General features: G+C 64.9%; 18 protein-coding genes. 12 read left to right on the forward strand and 6 right to left on the reverse strand.

Translation table 11 applies throughout. From position 1 onward, the window contains the following. Position 1: 1 nt before the first annotated feature. Complete coding sequence (locus ABIA40_RS28365; RefSeq protein ID WP_271539696.1) at positions 2 to 790, reverse strand: enoyl-CoA hydratase; 789 nt, start codon at positions 788 to 790, stop codon at positions 2 to 4. A 154-nt stretch (positions 791 to 944) separates the two neighbouring features. Continuing rightward, the gene (locus ABIA40_RS28370; protein ID WP_404544486.1) at positions 945 to 2,150 is read right to left on the reverse strand and encodes an ABC transporter substrate-binding protein; all 1,206 of its coding nucleotides are present in this window, start codon (positions 2,148 to 2,150) and stop codon (positions 945 to 947) included. A gap of 269 nt (positions 2,151 to 2,419) precedes the next feature. On the opposite strand from ABIA40_RS28370, the gene ABIA40_RS28375 reads away from it, so the two are divergent. Further along, positions 2,420 to 3,271 carry a thermonuclease family protein gene (locus ABIA40_RS28375; RefSeq protein WP_404544488.1) on the forward strand — a complete coding sequence of 284 codons (852 nt, stop codon included), beginning with the start codon at positions 2,420 to 2,422 and terminating at the stop codon, positions 3,269 to 3,271. A gap of 134 nt (positions 3,272 to 3,405) precedes the next feature. Next, positions 3,406 to 4,797: a M48 family metalloprotease gene (locus tag ABIA40_RS28380; RefSeq protein ID WP_074448070.1), complete on the forward strand. Its 1,392-nt coding sequence runs from the start codon at positions 3,406 to 3,408 to the stop codon at positions 4,795 to 4,797. Positions 4,798 to 4,902: 105 nt separating this feature from the next. On the opposite strand, the gene ABIA40_RS28385 is transcribed toward ABIA40_RS28380, so the two are convergent. Both ABIA40_RS28385 and ABIA40_RS28390 read right to left on the reverse strand, forming a co-directional pair. Beyond that, positions 4,903 to 6,150 (reverse strand): MFS transporter, encoded by a 1,248-nt coding sequence (locus tag ABIA40_RS28385; RefSeq protein WP_404544490.1) that lies wholly within the window; start codon positions 6,148 to 6,150, stop codon positions 4,903 to 4,905. 141 nt (positions 6,151 to 6,291) lie between these two features. Beyond that, complete coding sequence (locus ABIA40_RS28390; RefSeq protein ID WP_404544493.1) at positions 6,292 to 7,539, reverse strand: MFS transporter; 1,248 nt, start codon at positions 7,537 to 7,539, stop codon at positions 6,292 to 6,294. 188 nt (positions 7,540 to 7,727) lie between these two features. Between ABIA40_RS28390 and ABIA40_RS28395 the strand changes: the two genes are divergently transcribed. Next, a complete protein-coding gene (locus ABIA40_RS28395; protein ID WP_404544496.1) occupies positions 7,728 to 9,794 on the forward strand; it encodes a prolyl oligopeptidase family protein in 2,067 nt (688 codons plus the stop codon). Positions 9,795 to 9,950: 156 nt separating this feature from the next. On the opposite strand, the gene ABIA40_RS28400 is transcribed toward ABIA40_RS28395, so the two are convergent. Beyond that, positions 9,951 to 10,625, reverse strand: a complete 675-nt coding sequence (locus ABIA40_RS28400) for a DUF938 domain-containing protein (RefSeq protein ID WP_275507764.1) — start codon at positions 10,623 to 10,625, stop codon at positions 9,951 to 9,953. 221 nt (positions 10,626 to 10,846) lie between these two features. Here ABIA40_RS28400 and soxX point away from each other — a divergent pair, with 221 nt between their 5' ends. From soxX to ABIA40_RS28445, 9 genes are all read left to right on the forward strand, one after another. After that, the gene (gene soxX, locus ABIA40_RS28405; RefSeq protein ID WP_157285781.1) at positions 10,847 to 11,203 is read left to right on the forward strand and encodes a sulfur oxidation c-type cytochrome SoxX; all 357 of its coding nucleotides are present in this window, start codon (positions 10,847 to 10,849) and stop codon (positions 11,201 to 11,203) included. Positions 11,204 to 11,230: 27 nt separating this feature from the next. Next, positions 11,231 to 11,728, forward strand: a complete 498-nt coding sequence (soxY, locus tag ABIA40_RS28410; protein WP_157285780.1) for a thiosulfate oxidation carrier protein SoxY — start codon at positions 11,231 to 11,233, stop codon at positions 11,726 to 11,728. Positions 11,729 to 11,743: 15 nt separating this feature from the next. Continuing rightward, positions 11,744 to 12,055, forward strand: a complete 312-nt coding sequence (gene soxZ / locus ABIA40_RS28415; protein ID WP_036014600.1) for a thiosulfate oxidation carrier complex protein SoxZ — start codon at positions 11,744 to 11,746, stop codon at positions 12,053 to 12,055. Beyond that, positions 12,055 to 12,918 carry a sulfur oxidation c-type cytochrome SoxA gene (gene soxA, locus ABIA40_RS28420; RefSeq protein WP_275498163.1) on the forward strand — a complete coding sequence of 288 codons (864 nt, stop codon included), beginning with the start codon at positions 12,055 to 12,057 and terminating at the stop codon, positions 12,916 to 12,918. Before soxZ ends, soxA begins: the two co-directional genes overlap by 1 nt. Continuing rightward, positions 12,915 to 13,220, forward strand: a complete 306-nt coding sequence (locus ABIA40_RS28425) for a hypothetical protein (protein ID WP_036042510.1) — start codon at positions 12,915 to 12,917, stop codon at positions 13,218 to 13,220. The genes soxA and ABIA40_RS28425 overlap by 4 nt, the downstream gene beginning before the upstream one ends. Positions 13,221 to 13,270: 50 nt before the next feature. Beyond that, complete coding sequence (gene soxB / locus ABIA40_RS28430) at positions 13,271 to 15,022, forward strand: thiosulfohydrolase SoxB (protein ID WP_404544499.1); 1,752 nt, start codon at positions 13,271 to 13,273, stop codon at positions 15,020 to 15,022. Positions 15,023 to 15,154: 132 nt separating this feature from the next. Continuing rightward, on the forward strand, positions 15,155 to 16,192 hold the full coding sequence (locus ABIA40_RS28435; protein WP_157285777.1) for an MBL fold metallo-hydrolase: 1,038 nt from the start codon (positions 15,155 to 15,157) through the stop codon (positions 16,190 to 16,192). Between the two features lie 86 nt (positions 16,193 to 16,278). After that, positions 16,279 to 16,452, forward strand: a complete 174-nt coding sequence (locus ABIA40_RS28440; RefSeq protein ID WP_197950838.1) for a hypothetical protein — start codon at positions 16,279 to 16,281, stop codon at positions 16,450 to 16,452. 137 nt (positions 16,453 to 16,589) lie between these two features. Continuing rightward, a complete protein-coding gene (locus tag ABIA40_RS28445; protein ID WP_404544503.1) occupies positions 16,590 to 17,801 on the forward strand; it encodes an MFS transporter in 1,212 nt (403 codons plus the stop codon). Between the two features lie 173 nt (positions 17,802 to 17,974). Here ABIA40_RS28445 and ABIA40_RS28450 read toward each other — a convergent pair whose 3' ends face one another. Next, positions 17,975 to 19,300, reverse strand: a complete 1,326-nt coding sequence (locus ABIA40_RS28450; protein WP_404544505.1) for an MFS transporter — start codon at positions 19,298 to 19,300, stop codon at positions 17,975 to 17,977. Between the last annotated feature and the right edge of the window lie 5 nt (positions 19,301 to 19,305).

Consider the following 19,305-nt stretch of genomic DNA (forward strand, 5'->3'; position numbering starts at 1 on the left):
GTCAAGCGCCCTTGAAGGTCGGCTTGCGCTTCTCGACGAAGGCCTTGGCGGCTTCCTTGTGGTCCTCGGTGTCGCTGCAACGGGTGTGATGGATCGCCTCGCCGTCGAAGCAATCCTCCAGCGCCAGGTGCTCGGCGTTGTTGATGTTGCGCTTGATGAAGCCGAGCGCGATCGACGGCCCCTGCGCCAGAGACAGTGCGAGCTCGTGCGCGGCCGCGTCGATCTCGGCGTCGGGCACGACCTTCGTCACCATACCGATCGCATGTGCCTCCTTCGCCGTGAGCACCGGTGACATCAGATAGAGCTCGCGCGCCCGCGCGCTGCCGAGCAGCTGTGTCAGGAAATAGGTGCCACCGTAGTCACCGGAGAAGCCGACCTTGGCAAAAGCAGTGGTGATCTTGCAGGATTCGGAGGCGATGCGCAGGTCGCAGGACAGCGCCATCGACAGGCCGGCGCCGGCCGCCGCGCCATCGAGCTGGGCCACCACGGGCTTTGGCATCTGATGCAGGATGCGCGAGACCTCCATGCCGCGGCGCAGATTTGCAAGCTTCTGCTCGAACGGCAGCGGCGCGCGCCCTGCCGCCATCGACTTGACGTCGCCGCCGACACAGAACGAGCCGCCGGCGCCCTTGAACAGCACCGCCCGCACCTCGGGATCATCAGCCGCGCGTCGCGCCGCCTCGACCAGCCCGGCGACCATCTCCGGGTTGAGCGCGTTCTTCCGCTCCGGCCGGTTCATCGTGATGGTGAGCAGCCCGCCGTCGAGCTTTTGCAGGACCATGTCGTTCATGGGGCGTCTCCCTGGTTGTTGTTTTGCTCCGTCATTCCGGGGCTCCCCTTGGGGCGAACCCGGAATCCATTCATCGACCGTCACTGCCGCCCGATGGATCCCGGGCTCGCGCTTACGCGCGCCCCGGGATGACGGCGCGACTTACGTCACGCCGTCACTTCTTCACCAGCGGGCAGCGCGACTGCTCTAGCGACTGGAACGCCTCGTTCCCGGGGACGGTGGCGAGCAGCTTGTAATCGTCCCACCGGCCCTTGGACTCCGACGGCTTCTTCACCTCGAACAGGTACATGTCGTGGATCATGCGGCCGTCCTCGCGGATCTTGCCGTTCTTGGCGAAGAAGTCGTTGATCGGCGTCTCCTTCATCAGCTTGATCACCGCCGCGGCGTCGGTCGTGCCGGCGGCCTTCACGGCTTTCAGGTAATGCGTGATGGAGGAATAGACTCCGGCCTGGGCCGAGGTCGGCACCCGCTTGGTGCGCTCCATGAAGCGCTTCGAGAACGCACGCGTGTCGTCGTTGAGGTCCCAGTAGAACGCTTCCGCGAGCAGCAGCCCCTGCGCGGTCTCGAGCCCGATCGAGTCGATATCGGTGACGAAGGCGAGCAGCGGCGAGACCTTCTGGCCGCCCTTGGTGATGCCGAACTCCGCCGCCTGCTTGATGGCGTTGATGGTGTCGCCGCCGGCATTCGCGAGCCCGATCACCTTGGCCTTGGAAGCCTGGGCCTGGAGCAGGAAGGACGAGAAATCCGACGTGTTGAGCGGATGGCGGACGCTGCCGAGCACCTTGCCGCCGGTCTTGGTCACGACGGCGCTGGTGTCCTTCTCCAGATCCTGGCCGAAGGCGTAATCGGCGGTGAGGAAGAACCAGCTGTCGAGGCCCGACTTCACGGTTGCGAGGCCGGTCACGTTGGCCTGACCGTAAGTATCGAACACGTAGTGGATGGTGTAGGGGCCGCAGGCTTCGTTGGAGAGACGGATCGAGCCCGGCCCGTTGAACATGATGATCTTGTTGCGCGCTTTTGCGATCTCGCCGGCGGCGAGTGCGGTCGCGGAGGCCGCGACGTCGTAGATCATCTCGACGCCCTGGTTGTCGAGCATGTCGCGGGCAATGTTGGCGGAGAGATCGGCCTTGTTCTGATGATCGGCTGCCAGCACCTGGATCTTGCGCCCCAGCACCTCGCCGCCGAAATCCTCGACCGCCATCTTCGCCGCAGTCTCGCTGCCGGAGCCGGTGATATCTGCATAAAGGCTCGACATGTCGAGGATGCCGCCGATCTTCAGCGGCGGCTTGTCCTGAGCCTGTGCGGCGCTCGCATTGAGGGCAAACGCGGCGGCAAAAATGCCGGACAAAATAGTCTTCATCGAAAACGACCTCCCTTATCGCGCCGTGCTCTGATGGCGGCTTGGTTATTGCTCTTGGGTTATTGCTGTTCGCTGTTGCCGCAATCATGCCGCATGCGCAAGAGCGCAGCAAGCGCAGGTGCGATGCAAGCGTACGATTGCCGCGCGCGTTTTCCGCAAAACGGAATGGTAAGTAGACGCACGATGCATCTCCGCTGTCATTGCGAGCGCAGCGAAGCAATCCAGCATCTTTCCGCAGACGCAGTCTGGATTGCTTCGCTGCGCTCGCAATGACGGAGTACGACGAAACCTCTTCGTGCCCCACTACGCATGAGGTATGGTTACCGCGCAATGCAACCTCTCCGGATCACGTGACGCAACAGCTTCGCTTCATCCTCGCATGTCTTCTCGTCGCAAGTAGCTCGGCATTCGCGGGCCCCTGCCAGTTCGAGTCCCAAGGCGAAGGCCGCGTCGCTGCCATCGTCGATGCGCGCAGCGTGCGGCTCGATGACGGGCGCGAGATCCGCCTCAGCGGCATCGCGCCGACCGCGACCACGAAGCAGGCGCTGACCTCGCTGCTCGCCGGTCACGACGTGATGCTGCGGAGCGCTGACGACACGCCTGATCGCTACGGCCGCCAGAGCGCGCTTGTCTTCATCGGCGAAAGCGACATCTCGGTGCAGGCCATGCTGCTCGCTCGGGGCGATGCCATCGCCTCCGCCGAGATCCTGGACAAGGACTGCGCGGCCGCCCTGATGGCGTCCGAAGCAGCGGCGCGGCGCCAAAAAATGGGCAGCTGGGCTGACCCGTCGGCCATAAAAAACGCGGAAAGTCCGGACGATATTTTGGCGGAGATCGGGCGCTTTACGGTGGTCGAGGGCAAAGTCCTGTCGGTCCGGCAAGCTGGGGCAACGACCTACCTCAACTTCGGACGAAACTGGACACGCGGCTTTGCCGTGACTATTTCAAAGCGCACGCTAGCGGCGTTCGAAAGCGCTGGTATGGCCCTTAAGTCCCTGGAGAATCGGCGTATTCGCGTTCGGGGCTGGGTTGAGGGGAATACGGGGCCACGCATCGATGTACGCCTCGTGGGGCAGATCGAGTTGCTGGGCACAAACGAGCCGACAGGGGTAAGGCCTTAAGACAGGCCGGGCACGGGTTAAACGACGTGAATGGGGTGCTAGAACGGCACGGACTGGGCGATTGCCGCCGCCTGCGGGCTGCGCCGGCCGCGCTTTGCCTTGCGCTGGGCGGACTTCTCGCTGGCTGCGGCGATATGGGCCGGTTCCAGACTGCGGCGACCCCGGCAGCCGTCGCGATGCCGAAGCCGAAGCCCGCCGTCGCCCAAACCCCGGCCACCGAGAAGGAGCACGAGCGCATCCTGGCGAGCTATGGCGGGACCTATGACGATCCCAAGCTCGAGGCGCTCGTCAGCAAGACCGTCGACCGGCTGGTCGCGGCCTCCGAGCGGCCCGACCAGGGATACAAGGTCACCATCCTCAATTCCGGGGCGGTGAACGCCTTCGCGCTGCCCAACGGCCAGCTCTATGTCACGCGCGGCCTGCTGGCGCTCGCCAGCGACACCTCCGAATTGTCCTCCGTGCTCAGCCACGAGATGGCGCATGTGCTGTCCAAGCACGCGGCAATGCGCGAGGATCAGGCCCGCCAGGCCGCGATCGTCACCCGCGTCGTCACCGACATGAGCAACGATCCCGACCTCACCGCGCTGGCGCTAGCCAAGACCAAGCTCACCATGGCGAGCTTCTCGCGCAAGCAGGAGTTCGAGGCCGACGGCATCGGCGTCGGCATCTCCGCCAAGGCGCATTTCGACCCGTACGGCGCGGCGCGCTTCCTGTCCGCGATGGAGCGAAATGCCGAGCTGAAGGCCGGCAAGAGCTCGCTCGATCCGCGCGCGCAGGACTTCACCTCGTCGCATCCGGCAACTCCGGAACGCGTCCAGAACGCGCAGAACATTGCCCGCCAATACACCGCGCCTGAAGGCGCCGAGCGCGATCGCGAAAGCTATCTCGCCGCGATCGACAACCTCGTCTATGGCGAGGACCCGAGCGAAGGTTTTGTCCGCGGCCGGCGCTTCCTGCATCCGAAGCTCGGCTTCACCTTCCAGGCGCCGGACAATTTCACGCTCGACAACACCGCGCAGGCCGTGATCGGCGTCCGCGAGGGCGGCGCGCAGGCGATGCGCTTCGACGTCGTGCGCGTGCCGGCCGAACAGTCGCTCGGCGACTACCTCAATTCCGGCTGGATGGAAGGCGTCGAGAAGGCTTCGACCGAGGATCTCACCGTCAACGGTTTTCCAGCGGCGTCCGCCACCGCCAAGGGCGACCAGTGGCAGTTCAAGGTCTATGCGCTGCGCTTCGGCAGCGACGTCTATCGCTTCATCTTCGCGGCACGGCAGAAATCGACCGAGAGCGAGCGGAATGCGCGCGAGACGGTCAACTCGTTCCGCCGGCTGACGCTGGAGGAAATCCAGGCCGCGCGCCCGCTGCGCATCAAGGTCATCACCGTGCAGCCCGGCGATACCGTGGAGTCGCTCTCCCACCGCATGGCCGGCGTCGACCATCCCGCCGAGCGCTTCCGCGTCCTGAACGGCCTCGATCGCACCGCGCAGGTGAAGGTGCGCGACCGCGTCAAGATCGTGGCGGACTAAAGCGCGATGCGATTGGGATCGTCATCGCGCTTTAGGTTATTCCTTTGAGCATGATCTTTTCGGAAAACCGCTACACACTTTTCCGGATCATGCTCCGACGCCGCGCTAAGCGGATGTCATCTCAGAGAGACGCGGCTTCCCCCGCACCATGATCAGCGCCGCCGCCATCACCTCCAGCGCGATGCAGAGGTAAAAGGGCAGCGTATAGCCGCCGGAGAGATCGCGCAGGAAACCGACCACGCCGGGACCGAACGCGTAGGTCACCTGGTTGATCGCCGTGTTGAGGCTGATCAGCACGCCGAAGGCGGCGGAGTCGAACTCCTGCTGCACGATGAGCGAGGGCAGCGTGATGAGGTTGCCGACCGAAAAGCCGAAGACGGCGCAGGCCGCGATCAGCACGTAATCGTTGTGCAAGTTGACGACGACGAGAAGCGCGGCGGCCTGGCTGAGGAACGACAGCGCGGACGCGAGGCGTTGATTGATGCGGTCGATCACCAGCGAGAACAGCACGCGGCCGACCACCGCCATTGCGGTCAGCACCGCGACGGCCAATGCGGCGCGCTCGCGTCCAATCACGGGATCGAGAAACGAGATCAGATGCACGATGAAGCCGACCTGGGCGAACAGTACCAGGGCGAAGGCGATCGTCACCGTGAGGAAACCAACGTCGCGCAGCGCCCAGGCGCGGATCTCCGTCGATGATTGCGGCTTCGTTTTCGCGCTCGCGTGGAAGCCCTGGCGATCGGGTGGGCTGCCGACGAGAAGGAGGATGACTGGCAGGAGCAGCACGAGCATGGCGCCGGCGGCGGCGTACATCGCGCTGGCAAAGCCGACATGGCCGATCAGCATCACCAGCAGCGGCACGCCGACGATGCCGCCGAAGCTGGCGCCGTTGAGCGCGAGGCTGATCGCCATGCCGCGCTTCCGGTCGAACCACAGGCTGATCGTGTTGGTGATCATGGCGAGACTGGTGCCGGCCCAGCCGAAGGCGAGCACGGCATCGGCGAGATAGAGCTGCCAGGGCTCGCGCACCGCGCCGATCGCGACCGCCGCGGCCGCCATCGCCAGCGTCCCGGCGATCAGGCTCAGCCGCGGACCGTACTTCCGCACGGCCTCGCCGACGAAGACGACCAGCAGCGCGCCGAACAAATAGAAGAACGTGGTGCCGGAGGAGATCAGCGAGGCCGGCCAGCCCCGCGCGCGCTGCAGCTCGGCGACATAGACGCTCTGGCCGTAGAAGCCGAGCCCCCAGCCGAATGTGGCGAGCAGGAAGCAGACCGCGACGATGCGCCAGCCTTCATAGCGGAGCGAGGATTCGTCGATTGGCACAGCGTGGCGGGGACTGTCGAGCATTTGCGCTTCTCCTTCGCATCCCCCGCAAGCGCCCGGCTCTGCGCTCGCCTCTTCATGACGAGCATCATGTAACAACGCGGCTCTCGAAAATCACTTCGACCTGCATCGAAGTATCAACGCTGCTGACAGCCTCTTGCCAAACTAGACCGCGTCGGGGAATTCGCCCATGGCCGCCTCCAGCCGCGCCTTGCGGCGCTTCGCCCAGGAGACCAGCGAGAGCACCGCAAGACCCAGCACCACCGGCGGGAACACCACGAGGTTCACCGCGGACCAGCCGTAATTGGCGAGCAGCTGGCCCGACGAGAACGAGCCGATCGCCATCATGCCGAACACCAGGAAATCGTTGAAGGCCTGCACCTTGTTGCGCTCCTGGGGGCGATGCGTCTCCAGCACCAGCGCGGAGGCGCCGATGAAGGAGAAATTCCAGCCAACGCCGAGCACGATCAGCGTCGCCCAGAAATGCATGGCCGTGAGACCGGACAGACCGATAATGGCGGCGCCCGCTTCCAGCACCAGGCCGGCGGCGACGATCTTCGGGGCGCCGAAGCGCGCGATCAGAGTGCCCGTGAAGAAGCTCGGCCCGTACATCGCAACGATGTGCCACTGCAGGCCGAAATTGGAATCGGACACGGACAGGCCGCACAGCTTCATCGCAAGCGGCGCCGAGGTCATGACCAGGTTCATCATGGGATAGGAGATGACGCCGCACAGCGCCGCCGCGATGAAGCGCGGCTGAGACACGATCGTGAGCAGCGGCCGGCCGCCGTGCAGATCGGCCGGCGCGGGCTTCGGCATATCGACGCCGGCGACGATGCCCATCGCGATCAGCGCGACGGCGGCCTGCACCAGGAAGCTGAAGGCGAACAGATAAGGCTGCCAGACATCCATGGTCCATTGCACGAGCTGCGGACCGAGCACGCCGGCGAACACGCCGCCCGCCATCACCCAGGACACGGCCTTCGGCCGGTAGGCCGCACTGGCGCCGTCGGCGGCTGCGAAGCGATAGGATTGCGCCACCGCGCCGTAGAGACCGCCGAGGAAAGTCGCCAGACAAAACAGCGCGAACGAGCCGCGCAGGATCGCGAACGAGCCGAGCAGACCGGTGAGCGTACCGAGACCCGTGCCGATGACGAAGGCGGCGCGGCGGCCGAAGCGGCGCGAGATCGCACCGGTCGGCAGTGTGCCGGCGGCGAGCCCGACCACATACATCGAGATCGGCACAGTCGCGAACGACATGTCCGGCGCGAGCGTGGCGCCGACGATCGCACCGGTGGCGAAGATCACGGCCGAGTTGGCGCCGGTCAGCGCCTGCGCGGCGGCGAGGCGCACCACGTTGGCGCGCACGCGGGCGTCGTCGGCGATCTCATTGGCGGCAGTCACGTCCAGCATCGGCATTTCCGCCCAAAGGGCTCTGTTGATTCGCGGCACTATGGAGGGGTGAGAGAGGGCCGGCAACCGGCGCAAACGGGCGCGGGCCATGCCCCTGACGCAATCGCTGGAATGATAACGCTGCGCACCCTTGACGGCTTGCGCTCGATCAAATCCTATCCGCCGCCATCTTCCCGGGAGTTACCTTCATGTCCGTCGACGACAGGCCCACGCTTCAAGCGCCCGACGACGATCCCTGGCTGTGGCTGGAGGAGATCGAGGGCCGGCAAGCGCTCGATTTTGTCGAGCGGCAGAACAGCCTGACGCTCGCCGCGTTCGGCGGCAAGGCCTTCGAGCACGATCGCGACATCCTCGCGGCGATCTATGACCGACCTGACAACATTCCCTATGTCAGCCGGCGCGGCAACGACCTGCACAATCTCTGGAAAGATGCCGCCAACCCGCGCGGCCTGTGGCGACGGACTTCGCTTGCGGAATTTCGTAAAGCCGATCCGGCATGGGAGACCATGCTGGACATCGACCAGCTCGCGAGAAGCGAAGACGAGGACTGGTTGCTTAGCGGTATCGCCACGATGCCGGGAAGCTCGCGGGCGATCCTGAGCCTGTCGCGCGGCGGCAGCGACGCCGTCACCTTGCGGGAATTCGACCTCGCCACGAAAAGTTTCGTGGCGAACGGCTTTGCGCTGCCGGAAGCGAAAGGCGGCGTCGACTGGCTCGATGCCGACACGCTGCTGCTGTCAAGCGCGCATGGCGAGGACATGGCGACGAGCTCGGGCTATGCGCGCACCGTCCGCCTGTGGCGGCGCGGCCAGCCGGTCGATCAGGCGCAGATGGTCCTCGAGACCACCGCCGATCACATGGTGATCTATGGCATGGCCGACGACACCGGAGCGGCGCCCCGGGTCTGGATCGTCGACCAGATCGACTTCTTCAACCACACCGTCTGGCTGCGCGATGCGGCCGGCACGACGACGAAGCTCGATCTGCCGACCGGGATTTGGATGCAGGCGCATGGCGACTGGTTCGCGATGAAGCTACGCAAGGACTGGCAGGTCGATGGCCGGACCTATGCCACCGACACCGTGCTCGGCATCTCGCTCTCGGCCTTCCTCGCCGGCAGCCGCGATTTTGTCGTCCTGTTCGAGCCCGCACCGCGGCGCGCGCTGCAAGGGTTGTTCTGGGCGGCAGGAAAGCTGGTGCTGTCGATTCTCGACGAGCTCAAACCTCGCTTCGAGATCTGCACACCGTCCGCCACTAGCTGGAGCCGCGAGACACTTGGCGGCCTGCCGCAGATCGGCGTCGTCGATGTCTGGCCGCTCGACCGCCATGCATCGGAGAGCAATGGCGATCTGCTCGCCAATGTGCAGGATCCGCTGACGCCGCCGGCGCTGCTGCTGATCGAGCGCGGCATCGCAAGCCCGATCGTGCTGAAGCAGGCGCCGAAGACGTTCACCGCCGATGGCCTCGTTGTGATCCAGCACGAGGCGATCTCGGTTGACGGCGAGCGCATCCCCTATGTGCAGACCGGCCCCGCTGGCGAGACCGGCGATGCGCCGGTCTATCTGAGCGCCTATGGCGGCTTCGGCGTTTCAGTGAAGCCGTACTATAATTCCTCGCTCGGCAAGCTGTGGCTGGAGCGCGGCGGCACGATTGTGCAGGCGAATCTGCGCGGCGGCGGCGAGTTCGGCACGCGCTGGCACGATGCCGGACGGCTTGCCGGCAAGAAGCTCTCTCACGACGATTTCGCCGCCGTCGCCGCCGATCTCGTCCGCCGCGGTGTGACGAGCGCAAAACGCATCGCCGCGCAGGGCGGATCGAACGGCGGCATCCTCATCACCAACATGCTGGTACGCTACCCCGAGCGTTTCGGCGCATTGTTCTGTACCATCCCGCTGATTGACATGCGCCGCTACACCAAGCTGCTCGCCGGCGCGAGCTGGATCGCGGAATATGGCGATCCCGACAAGCCCGACGAATGGGAATGGCTGAAGACCTATTCCGCCTATCACAACGTCAGGGGCGGCCAGGCGTACCCGCCGATCCTGATCGCGACCACGCGGCGCGACGACCGCGTCCATCCCGGCCATGCCCGCAAGATGGCGGCAAAGCTGCAGGCCATGGGCTATGAGGCCTGGTTCTACGAGCCGCCGGCAGGCGGCCACGGCTACGGCAAGGACAACAAGGAGCGCGCCGGTTTCGAGGTGCTGGGCTATCGGTTCTTGAAGGAGAAGATCGGGTGGAGGGATGAAGGCTAGAGGCGGGTGCGCTGACGTCTCCACATCGTCATGGCCGGGCTTGACCCGGCCATCCACGCCTTGCCTTACCGCCCGAAGAACGTGGATGCCCGGGCCTTCGCCTCGCCGAAGCGGCTTCGGCCGCGCAGGCGGGACAAGCCAGGGCATGACGACCTCCTAGCCTCTTGCGAACACCAGCGTCAGATTGTTCGCGGGCATCTCGATCGTGTCGATGAGGCCGAGGCCTGCCGCCTTCGCCAGCTTCTCGACGTCGACGACGTCGCGCACGCCCCATTCGGGATTGCCCTCGCGCAAGGAGGTGTCGAACACCGCGTTGCTGAGCGCGGTATGCTTGCCGTCGCGCTTGAAGGGGCCGTAGAGGAACAGCTTGCCGTCACGGCGCAGATAACGGCCGGCGCCGGCGAACAGGCCTTCGGCCACGGCCCAGGGCGCGATGTGAATGACGTTGGCGCAGAATACGGCCGCGAGGCTGGTCGGCCCCTGCCCGCTTTTCATTTCCGGACACCAGTCGGGATCGGTGAGATCGATGCGCAGGGGTGGGCGGATGTTCGGCAGGCCGGCATGCACGCGCCAGGCTTCGATGCTCTTGAGGTGGCGCTGATTGAGATCGCTCGGCCACCAGATCAGGCCGGGCGTGTGGCGGGCGAAATGCACCACGTGCTGCCCGGTTCCACTGCCGAGTTCCACGACGTTGCCGGTCGCATCCGCGAGATGCTTTTCCAGCGCTGCCCAGATCGGTTCGTGATTGCGATGGAAGGCCGGCGCATCGAGCCGGCCATCCGGCTCGACCCGTCCGCCATCCCTGCCAAATTCGACCACATATTCAGCCAAGTGACGTCCCCAGAAAATGCGAACCGGAAAAGGCGGCCAAACGTCCGAGAATAATCTGCTAGTTCACGCCCATCCGAATGAACGAACTATCTCGTCAGTTGCAATGCGCAGGATATTAACTCCATTTCACCGCGTGCATAGTCTTGATTGTCAGACGATGGCCTTTGTGCTTTTGAACAATTCCGCAAACGAGATCATCGAGATAACGCCGGGACGATGCCTTGACCGCCTTTCCTCGCAAGCCCGCTCTGCTTGCTGCGCTGGCCCTCCTCGCCGGCGCGGCAATGGCCCCGGCGGAGGCGCAATCCACCGTGACGGAGGGCCAGAAGCTTGCCTTCGACCGCGGCAAGGGCAATTGCCTCACCTGCCACGTCATCAAAGGCGGCGACCTGCCGGGGACGATCGGACCGGAGCTGAAGGACATCAAGGCCAAATACCCCGATCGCAACGAGCTGGTTGCGATCATCTTCGACGAGACCAAGCGCAATCCGCAAACCATGATGCCGCCGTTCGGCCGGAACCGGATTTTGACCGAACAGGAGATCGACGCGATCGTTGATTTCCTGCAGACCCTGTAACCGCCGGCGGCCCACAGGAGACTTGAGATGACCACGACCCCCAAGCCTCATTGGAGGCCTCATCCGACGCGGCGCCTGATCCTTCAGGGCGCTGCCTCCGTGGCGCTGCTCGGCCTCGGCAATCTGCCGTTCGCGCCCGCGCGCGCCGCGGCGAACGACAAATATCCGGAAGAGGCCTTCAGGCAGAAGAGCGAGGCGGATGCGATCAAGGCGCTCTACGGCAAGGCCGCCGAGCCGTCGGACAAGGTCAAGCTGGATGCGCCGGAGATCGCCGAGAATGGCGGCGTCGTGCCGATCTCGGTGACGACGACGCTGGATAAGGTCACCTCGATCTCGTTCTTCGTGGCGGAGAACCCGAACGCGCTGGCGGCCAGCTACAGGATTCCCGGTGGCACGATCCCTGCCGTCGCCAACCGGCTGAAGATGGCCAGGACCACTAAATTGACCGCGATCGTAGAGGCCGACGGCAAGCTCTACAGCGCGACCAAGGAGGTCAAGGTCACCGTCGGCGGTTGCGGCGGCTAAGCGAGGCAGTTCGACATGGCATCCAGCATTCGCGTGCGCGCAACATCGACCGGCGACATCACCGAGGTGCAGACGCTGATCCAGCACCCCATGGACACCGGCCTCGTCAAGGACTCCAAGGGCGAGTTGATCCCGGCACATTTCATCCAGCAGCTGAAGTTCGAGTGTAACGGCAAGGACGTGTTCGTCGCCGATTGGGGCACAGCGGTCTCTAAGGACCCCTACGTCAAGTTCAGCTTCAAGGGCGCCAAGAAGGGCGACGAGCTCAAGATCTCTTGGACCGACAACAAGGGCGGCTCGGATACGACCACCGCGAAGATCGCGTGATGAACGCCCGCATCCACCTCCTGCTTGGCTCGCTCAGCGCTGCGCTCGTCGCGTTCGCGCTCGCCGCGCCGCGCGTGATCGCTGCCGACAAGGTCGATCCCGTCGCCGACGCCAAGGCGTTCCAGAACTTCTTCTTCCAGAAGTTTCCGAACGTGAAGCACGAGGATTTCGTCAACGGTCCGTATTCCATGAACGAGGACATGAAGCGGCAGTGGCAGGAGAAGGAGGAATTCCCGCCTTACGAGTTCGCGCTCGAGGCCGGCAAGGAGATGTTCTCGACCCCGTTCAAGAACGGCAAGACCTATGCCGACTGCTTTCCGAACGGCGGCATCGGCATCCGCCAGAACTATCCGTACTTCGACAGCGGCGAAGGCAAGGTCGTCACGCTGGAGCTCGCGCTCAACCGCTGCCGCGAGGCCAATGGCGAGGCGCCCTATTCCTACGTCAAGGACGAGATGGCCTCGCTCACCGCCTACATGGCCTACACCTCGCGCGGCAAGCTGATGGACATCAAGATCCCCGATGATCCCCGCGCGTTGGCGGCGTACGAGAACGGCAAGCGCTATTTCTACACGCGGCGCGGCCAGATGAATTTCTCCTGCGCGAGCTGCCACGTGCAGAGCCCGGGCGAGCGCATCCGCGCCGAGACCCTCGCCCCGGCGCTCGGCATCCTCAACGCGATGCCGATCTACCGCTCCGAATGGAGCGGCATGGGCACGACCAGCCGCCGCTTCGTCACCTGCAACAGCCAGACCCGCGCGGTTCCGCTGGAGCCGCAGTCGGATGAATATCGCGACGTCGAATATTTCCTGTCCTACGTCGCCAACGGCCTGCCGATCTCGGGACCGGGAGCACGGCCATGAAGCTGTCACTTGGCTTGGCCATGCTGCTCGCCTTGAGCCTTGCGCCATCCGCGCGCGCGGCGAGTGAGGCGGACTACAAGGCGGCCTATGCCGCCGCCGAAGCCGCCTCCAAGGAGGCAGCGGGCATGCGCAACCAGTGGACGGTGACCGTATCTGCGCTGGCGGCCGCGAAAAGGGCTGCCGATGGCGGCGATTTCGGCCGTGCGGTGGCCGCGGCCAGGGAAGCCGAAGCGCTGGCGAAGGCGTCGATCTTCCAGGCTGTTTCCGAAAAAGAAGCCTGGAAGGCGATGGAAATCCGCTAGACTGCCCCGCGGTGAACGCGGTCCCCACGAGAGGCGCGGAGAATTCTTGAATGGCGATCCGCCGCCGCGATTTCCTGAAAGGTGCAGGCGTTGCCGCCGCAACGATCGGCCTGCCGCGGCTCGCCTGCGGCGCTGACGCCGCCAGCATCTATGACCTCGAACGGTTCGGCAATGCGCGGATTCTGCACATCACCGACACGCATGCGCAGCTCAATCCGGTCTATTACCGCGAGCCCAGCGTCAATATCGGCATCGGCGAGATGGCGGGACGGCCGCCGCATCTGGTCGGCCGGGCCTTTCTCGAGCGCTTCGGCATCCGCGCCGACAGCGCCGATGCCTATGCCTTCACTTGCTTCGAGTTCGAGAAGTCCGCAGGCCGCTTCGGCAAGCTCGGGGGCTTTGCCCATCTGAAGACGCTGGTCGATCGCCTGCGCGCCGATGTCGGCGAGCGGCGTTCGCTGCTCGTCGACGGCGGCGATCTCTGGCAGGGCACGGGGCTGGCCAACCTGATGCAGGGCCGCGACATGGTCGAGGTCGCCAATCTGCTCGGCATCGAGGCGATGACGGGGCATTGGGAATTCACCTATGGCGAGCAGACGCTGCGCGACAATCTCGAGCGTTTCAAGGGCGAGTTCCTGGCGCAGAACGTGTTCCTGACTGAGGAGGCCGCGTTCAACGACGCGCCCGCCTTCGACAAGGCCACTGGGCGCGTGTTCAAGCCTTCCGTCATCAAGGAGCTCGGCGGGCATCGCATCGCGATCGTCGGCCAGGCCTTTCCCTACACTCCGATCGCGCATCCCAGGAGGTTTACACCGGACTGGAGCTTTGGCATCCGCGAGGAGGAGCTGCAGAAGCATGTCGATGCCTTGCGCGGCACCGACAAGGTCGACGCCGTCGTGCTGCTGTCGCACAACGGCATGGACGTGGACCTCAAGCTCGCCAGCCGGGTCACCGGCATCGACGTCATTCTCGGCGGCCACACCCATGATGCCGTGCCGCAGCCTATGCCAGTGAAGAACGCAGGTGGCACGACGCTCGTCACCAATGCCGGCTCCAACGGAAAATTTCTGGGTGTGCTCGACCTCGCGCTCGACAGCGGCAAGGTCAGCGACGTCAGGTATCGGTTGCTGCCGGTCTATTCGGAGCTGCTGAAGCCCGATCCGGCGATGGCCGAGCTGATCGGCCGGGTCCGTGCGCCGCACGTGGCCGACTGGTCGGAAAAGATCGCAACGCCCGACCGGCTGCTTTATCGCCGCGGCAATTTCTCCGGCCCCATGGACGAATTGATCTGCACCGCGCTGCGCACCGAGCTCGATGCCGAAATCGCGCTGTCGCCGGGCTTCCGCTGGGGCATCACCGCGCTGTCCGGCCAGGCGATGACGATGGAGGATCTGCTGGCGGAAACCGCGATCACCTATCCCGAGACCTATGTGCAGGAGATGACGGGGGCCCAGATCAAGGACCTGCTCGAGGACGTCTGCGACAACCTCTTCAACGCCGATCCCTACTACCAGCAGGGCGGAGACATGGTCCGTGCCGGCGGGCTCAGCTACACCTGCACGCCGGACGCTGCGATCGGCAGCCGCATCTCGGAGCTGAAGCTCGGCAGCGGCAAGGCGCTCAGCGCCAGCCACCGCTACAAGGTCGCGGGCTGGGCCTCAGTCAACGGCCAGCAGGGCGCGCCGGTGTGGGACGTGGTCGGCAAATATCTGCGCTCGGGCCGGATGATGCCCGAACGGCTCGGCTCCGGCGTGACGCTGAAAGGGGTCGAGGGCAATCCAGGCATTGCAGGACTGGGATGATGTGTTTTGTCCGCGATCATGCTGGCCATAATAATAATCTTCTAGATTTTTCTGCTCATGCAGTGACTTACTTCTCTTTCCGACCCGTATTGTAGTAGAATCTTGGAAGTCAGTTCCAAGCCGGGTCCTGCCATGATCTTCCGACAGCTCTTCGACAGCGTTTCGGGCACGTACAGCTACGTCCTCGCCAGCCGCCCCGGCGGCGAGGCGCTGATTCTCGATCCTGTGCTGGAGAAGGTCGACCGCTACTGCCAATTGCTGCGCGAGCTCGACCTCAAGCTGGTCAAGGCGGTGGACACGCATCTGCATGCCGACCACGTCACCGGCCTCGGCGAGCTGCGCGACCGCACCCATTGCATGACCGTGATGGGCGACCAGACCAAGGCCGACGTCGTCGCCATGCGGGTGGCCGACGGCGACAAGGTGACGATCGAGGGCCTGTCGCTCGACGTGATGTACACGCCGGGCCACACCGACGATTCCTATTCTTATTTGATGGGCGACCGCGTCTTCACCGGTGACACGTTGCTGATCCGCGGCACCGGCCGCACCGATTTCCAGAACGGCTCGGCGCGCGCGCAATACGATTCGATCTTCAACCGCCTCTTGAAGCTGCCGGACGAGACGATGGTGTTTCCGGCCCACGACTACAAGGGCGACACCGTCTCCACCATCGGCGAGGAAAGACGCTACAATCCGCGGCTCCAGGTGCGCTCGGTCGACGAATATGTCGAGCTGATGGCCAATTTGAAGCTGCCCAATCCGAAGATGATGGACGTGGCGATCCCCGCCAACATGCATGTCGGCCTGCATCAGGAAGAGTTGGAGAAGGAAGGCCGCGCGCTCAGCGCAATCGAGGCGATCCGCAGCCTCGGCCGGCCCGACATCCTGCTGGTGGACTTGCGCGAGACCAATGAGCGGATGAAGCACGGCATGCTCGAAGGCGCGCTGCACACGCCCTATCCCTCCGTCGAAGAGAGCCTGAAGCCCGGCGGCATGCTGCGCGAGGTCGCGGCCGCTAGCGGCCGCCGCGTGGTGTTCTTCTGCGCTTTCGGCGAACGCTCGGCGATGGCCGTTGCGGCTGCAAAGGAGGCGGGGCTTCTCAACACCGCACATATCGCCGGCGGCATCGATGCCTGGAAGAAGGCGGGCGGGCCGGTGGTGCACTGACGGCCTCGTCGCCCCTTGAGATAAATCAGGCGCCGCACATATTTGGCAGGTACATTCGGATGCAGCATCACCATCCGGGACCAGCCATGGCCAAGACCGGCAAGCCGAGCGAGCCGCCCAAGACCACCGAGAACAAGCCCGCGGACAACAAGGCGAAGAGAGCCCCGCGCCGGCGCGAGACCGATGACGACGATTACGAAGACGGCGACATCGCGACGCCGAAACGTGATCGCTATGGCCCGGATGACGAGCCGTTCTGAGGGGAACGCTAATTTTGATCGCGCGAGCTGGCGGGATGGAGCCCCGCCCGCACTACCTGCCATGCGCCTGCGTTCATGGACAAATAACCGTCAGCCCCGATAGTTTGCGCCTCCATCGGGAGTGAAATGGAACTGCAATGGTCGACGTTCTCGCCGCACCGCAACAAGGCAAGACGGACAGTGCGCTGCGCACGCTGACGGGGATCTCGATCGCGCATTGGGTCAGCCATTTCCATCTGCTGGTCCTGCCGATGCTGTTTCCGTTCCTGAAGGAAAAGCTCGGCGTCGGCTATGTCGAGCTCGGCTTCTCGCTGACCACGCTCGCCCTCGTCTCCGGCCTGACGCAAGCGCCGACCGGCTACCTCGTCGATCATTTTGGCGCGCGCAAAATCCTACTGATCGGGCTGACGCTCGGCGGCTGCGCGCTGATCCTGCTCGGTCTGCACCTCAGCTACGCTGCGCTGATCGCCTGCGCCGTGCTGCTCGGGCTCGCCAACAGCGTCTATCACCCCGCCGATTACGCGATCCTGGCCGAGCACATGGACGAGGCGCGGATGGGCCGCGCCTTCTCGGTCCACACCTTCGCCGGCTATCTCGGCGGCGCCGTGACGCCGGCGATCGTGGCGGCAATGGTCATGCTATGGGGCGGCGTCGGTGCGCTGATCGCCTCTGGCGCGATCGCCATTTTGGTGGCGATGCTGCTGGTAGCCATGGGCATCCCCGAGGCCGGCGCACACAAGAAGAAATCGGGCAGCGCAAGCGCGCCGAAGCAGGCCGTGATCACGCCGGCGCTGATCACGTTGACCGCACTGTTCATGCTGCTGAGCCTGTCGGTCGCGGGCATCAACAATTTCGGCGTGGTGGCGCTGATGAGCGGCTACGGCACGTCCTATTCGATCGCCAATGTCGCGCTGACTGCGTTTCTCGCCGCAAGCGCCGCGGGCGTGCTCGCCGGCGGCTTCCTCGCCGACCGCACCGAGCGCCACGGCTATGTCGCCGCGGCCTGCTTCGCCGCGAATGCGGCCATCGTGCTGCTGATCGCGCTGGTGACGCTGCCAGGCTGGGCCTTGACGGCGACGATGGCGACCGCAGGTTTCCTCTCCGGCGTGATCGCGCCCTCGCGTGACATGCTGGTGCGCAATGCCGCGCCTCCGGGTGCCGCGGGGCGCGCCTTCGGCATCGTCTCCACCGGCTTCAACCTCGGTGGCATCGTCTCACCGCTGCTGTTCGGCTGGATCATGGATCAAAGCGCGCCGCACTGGGTGTTCGGCGCGTCCGTGATCTTCATGGTGGCGACGGTTGTGCTGTCGCCGTTCACGGAGCGGAAGCGGGAAGCTTCTGGGAGTTGAGCGGGCGGTATCGCTATAGATTGGGATGTCGCCCCTGCCTGGTGCGCAATTGCGCGCGGGGGCGGGGACCCATACTCCCGGGGGGACCAATTGTGGCCTGTGGCTATGGGTCCCGGGCTCGCGCTTTGCGCGCCCCGGGACGACAGGTGTGATTGGGCTGGCAGTGCCGCGACTTACGTCGGCGACACCGCGCCCTTCAGCGCCGCGCCCTGCGCCGCCGCACCACGCGTCAGCCTGGCCTTCTCCGTATTCGGCCACAGCAGCAGCAGGCCGATGACGCCGGAGCCAATCATGACCACCGCGTTGATGGTGAAGCCGGTCAGGTAGCCGTCGAGCATGCTGCCGGCGCGCTGGATCACGGTGCCCATCACGCTCGGCGCGATGATGCCTGAAAGCGTGTAGAGCGCGCCGTAGATCGCGAGCACTGCACCGCGCTGCGAGGCCGGGGTGAACTCGCCGAGCATCGGCGGGCAGACCACGTAGATCGCGCCGCAGAGTCCGGAGCCGACGACGAGCAGCGCGATTTGCAGGCCGGCGCCCTGCACATGCGGCATCATCGCGAGGATCAACCCACCGATCACCAGCGGCACCGAGCCGAGCACGCCGCGCGAGACGCGCGTGGTGTAGCCGCGGGCCATCATCACCTGCGAGATCCAGCCGGTGAGGATGACGATGGTGGCGCCGAACACCCAGGGCAAGATCGAGATGAAGCCGGCCTGGCTCTGCGAGAAGCCGAGCCCCTTGACGATGAAGGGCGTGAACCAGGTGAGGCCGAGCGACAGCGCCCAATAAGCGCCGAAGGTCGCGACCACGCAGCCGAGGAAGGTGCGCGAGGTCAGCAGCTGCACATACGGAATCTTCGGCTCGGTGGCGGCCAGGACCTCGGTATCCTCCAGCGGGCCTTCCTTGCCGAGCGCGAGCCAGGCTGCGACCCAGATCAAGCCGACGACGCCGAGCGCGCCGAACGCGTAGTGCCAGGAATGGTTGACGATGATCCAGTTCAGCGCCGGCACCGCCAGGATGACGCCGAAGGCCGAGCCCTGTGACAGGATTGCGGTCGGCAGCGTGCGCTTCTCGTCGGGGAACCATTTGTAGATGGCGTGCGCGGCGACCGAGAAGGCCGGCCCTTCGCCCGCCCCCAAGACGATTCGGCAGATCAAGAGCGTGGTGAAGGAGACTGTGCCGACCATCGGGAACTGCGACACCGCCCAGATCACCGCCAGCGTCAACAACACCCAGCGCGTCGGCACCTTGTTGACGATGAAGCCGACCACGATGGCCGAGATCGAGAACAGGAAGAAGAACGAGGACCCGAGCAGGCCGAACTGCTCGGCGCTGAGCTTCATGTCGGTCATGATCGGCACGCCGGCGAGACCGACCACGATCTTGTCCGCGAAGTTCACCACCATGAAAAGAAAGAGGAGAAATGTAATAGTCCAGGCGCCCTTTGGCGTTTTGGTCGTCTTAGCCGCCACATTCGGCATTTCCTGAGCGCTCATCATTC

Origin of the sequence: Bradyrhizobium sp. USDA 223, assembly GCF_044909005.1 — a bacterium.
Taxonomy (GTDB): Bacteria; Pseudomonadota; Alphaproteobacteria; order Rhizobiales; family Xanthobacteraceae; genus Bradyrhizobium; species Bradyrhizobium yuanmingense.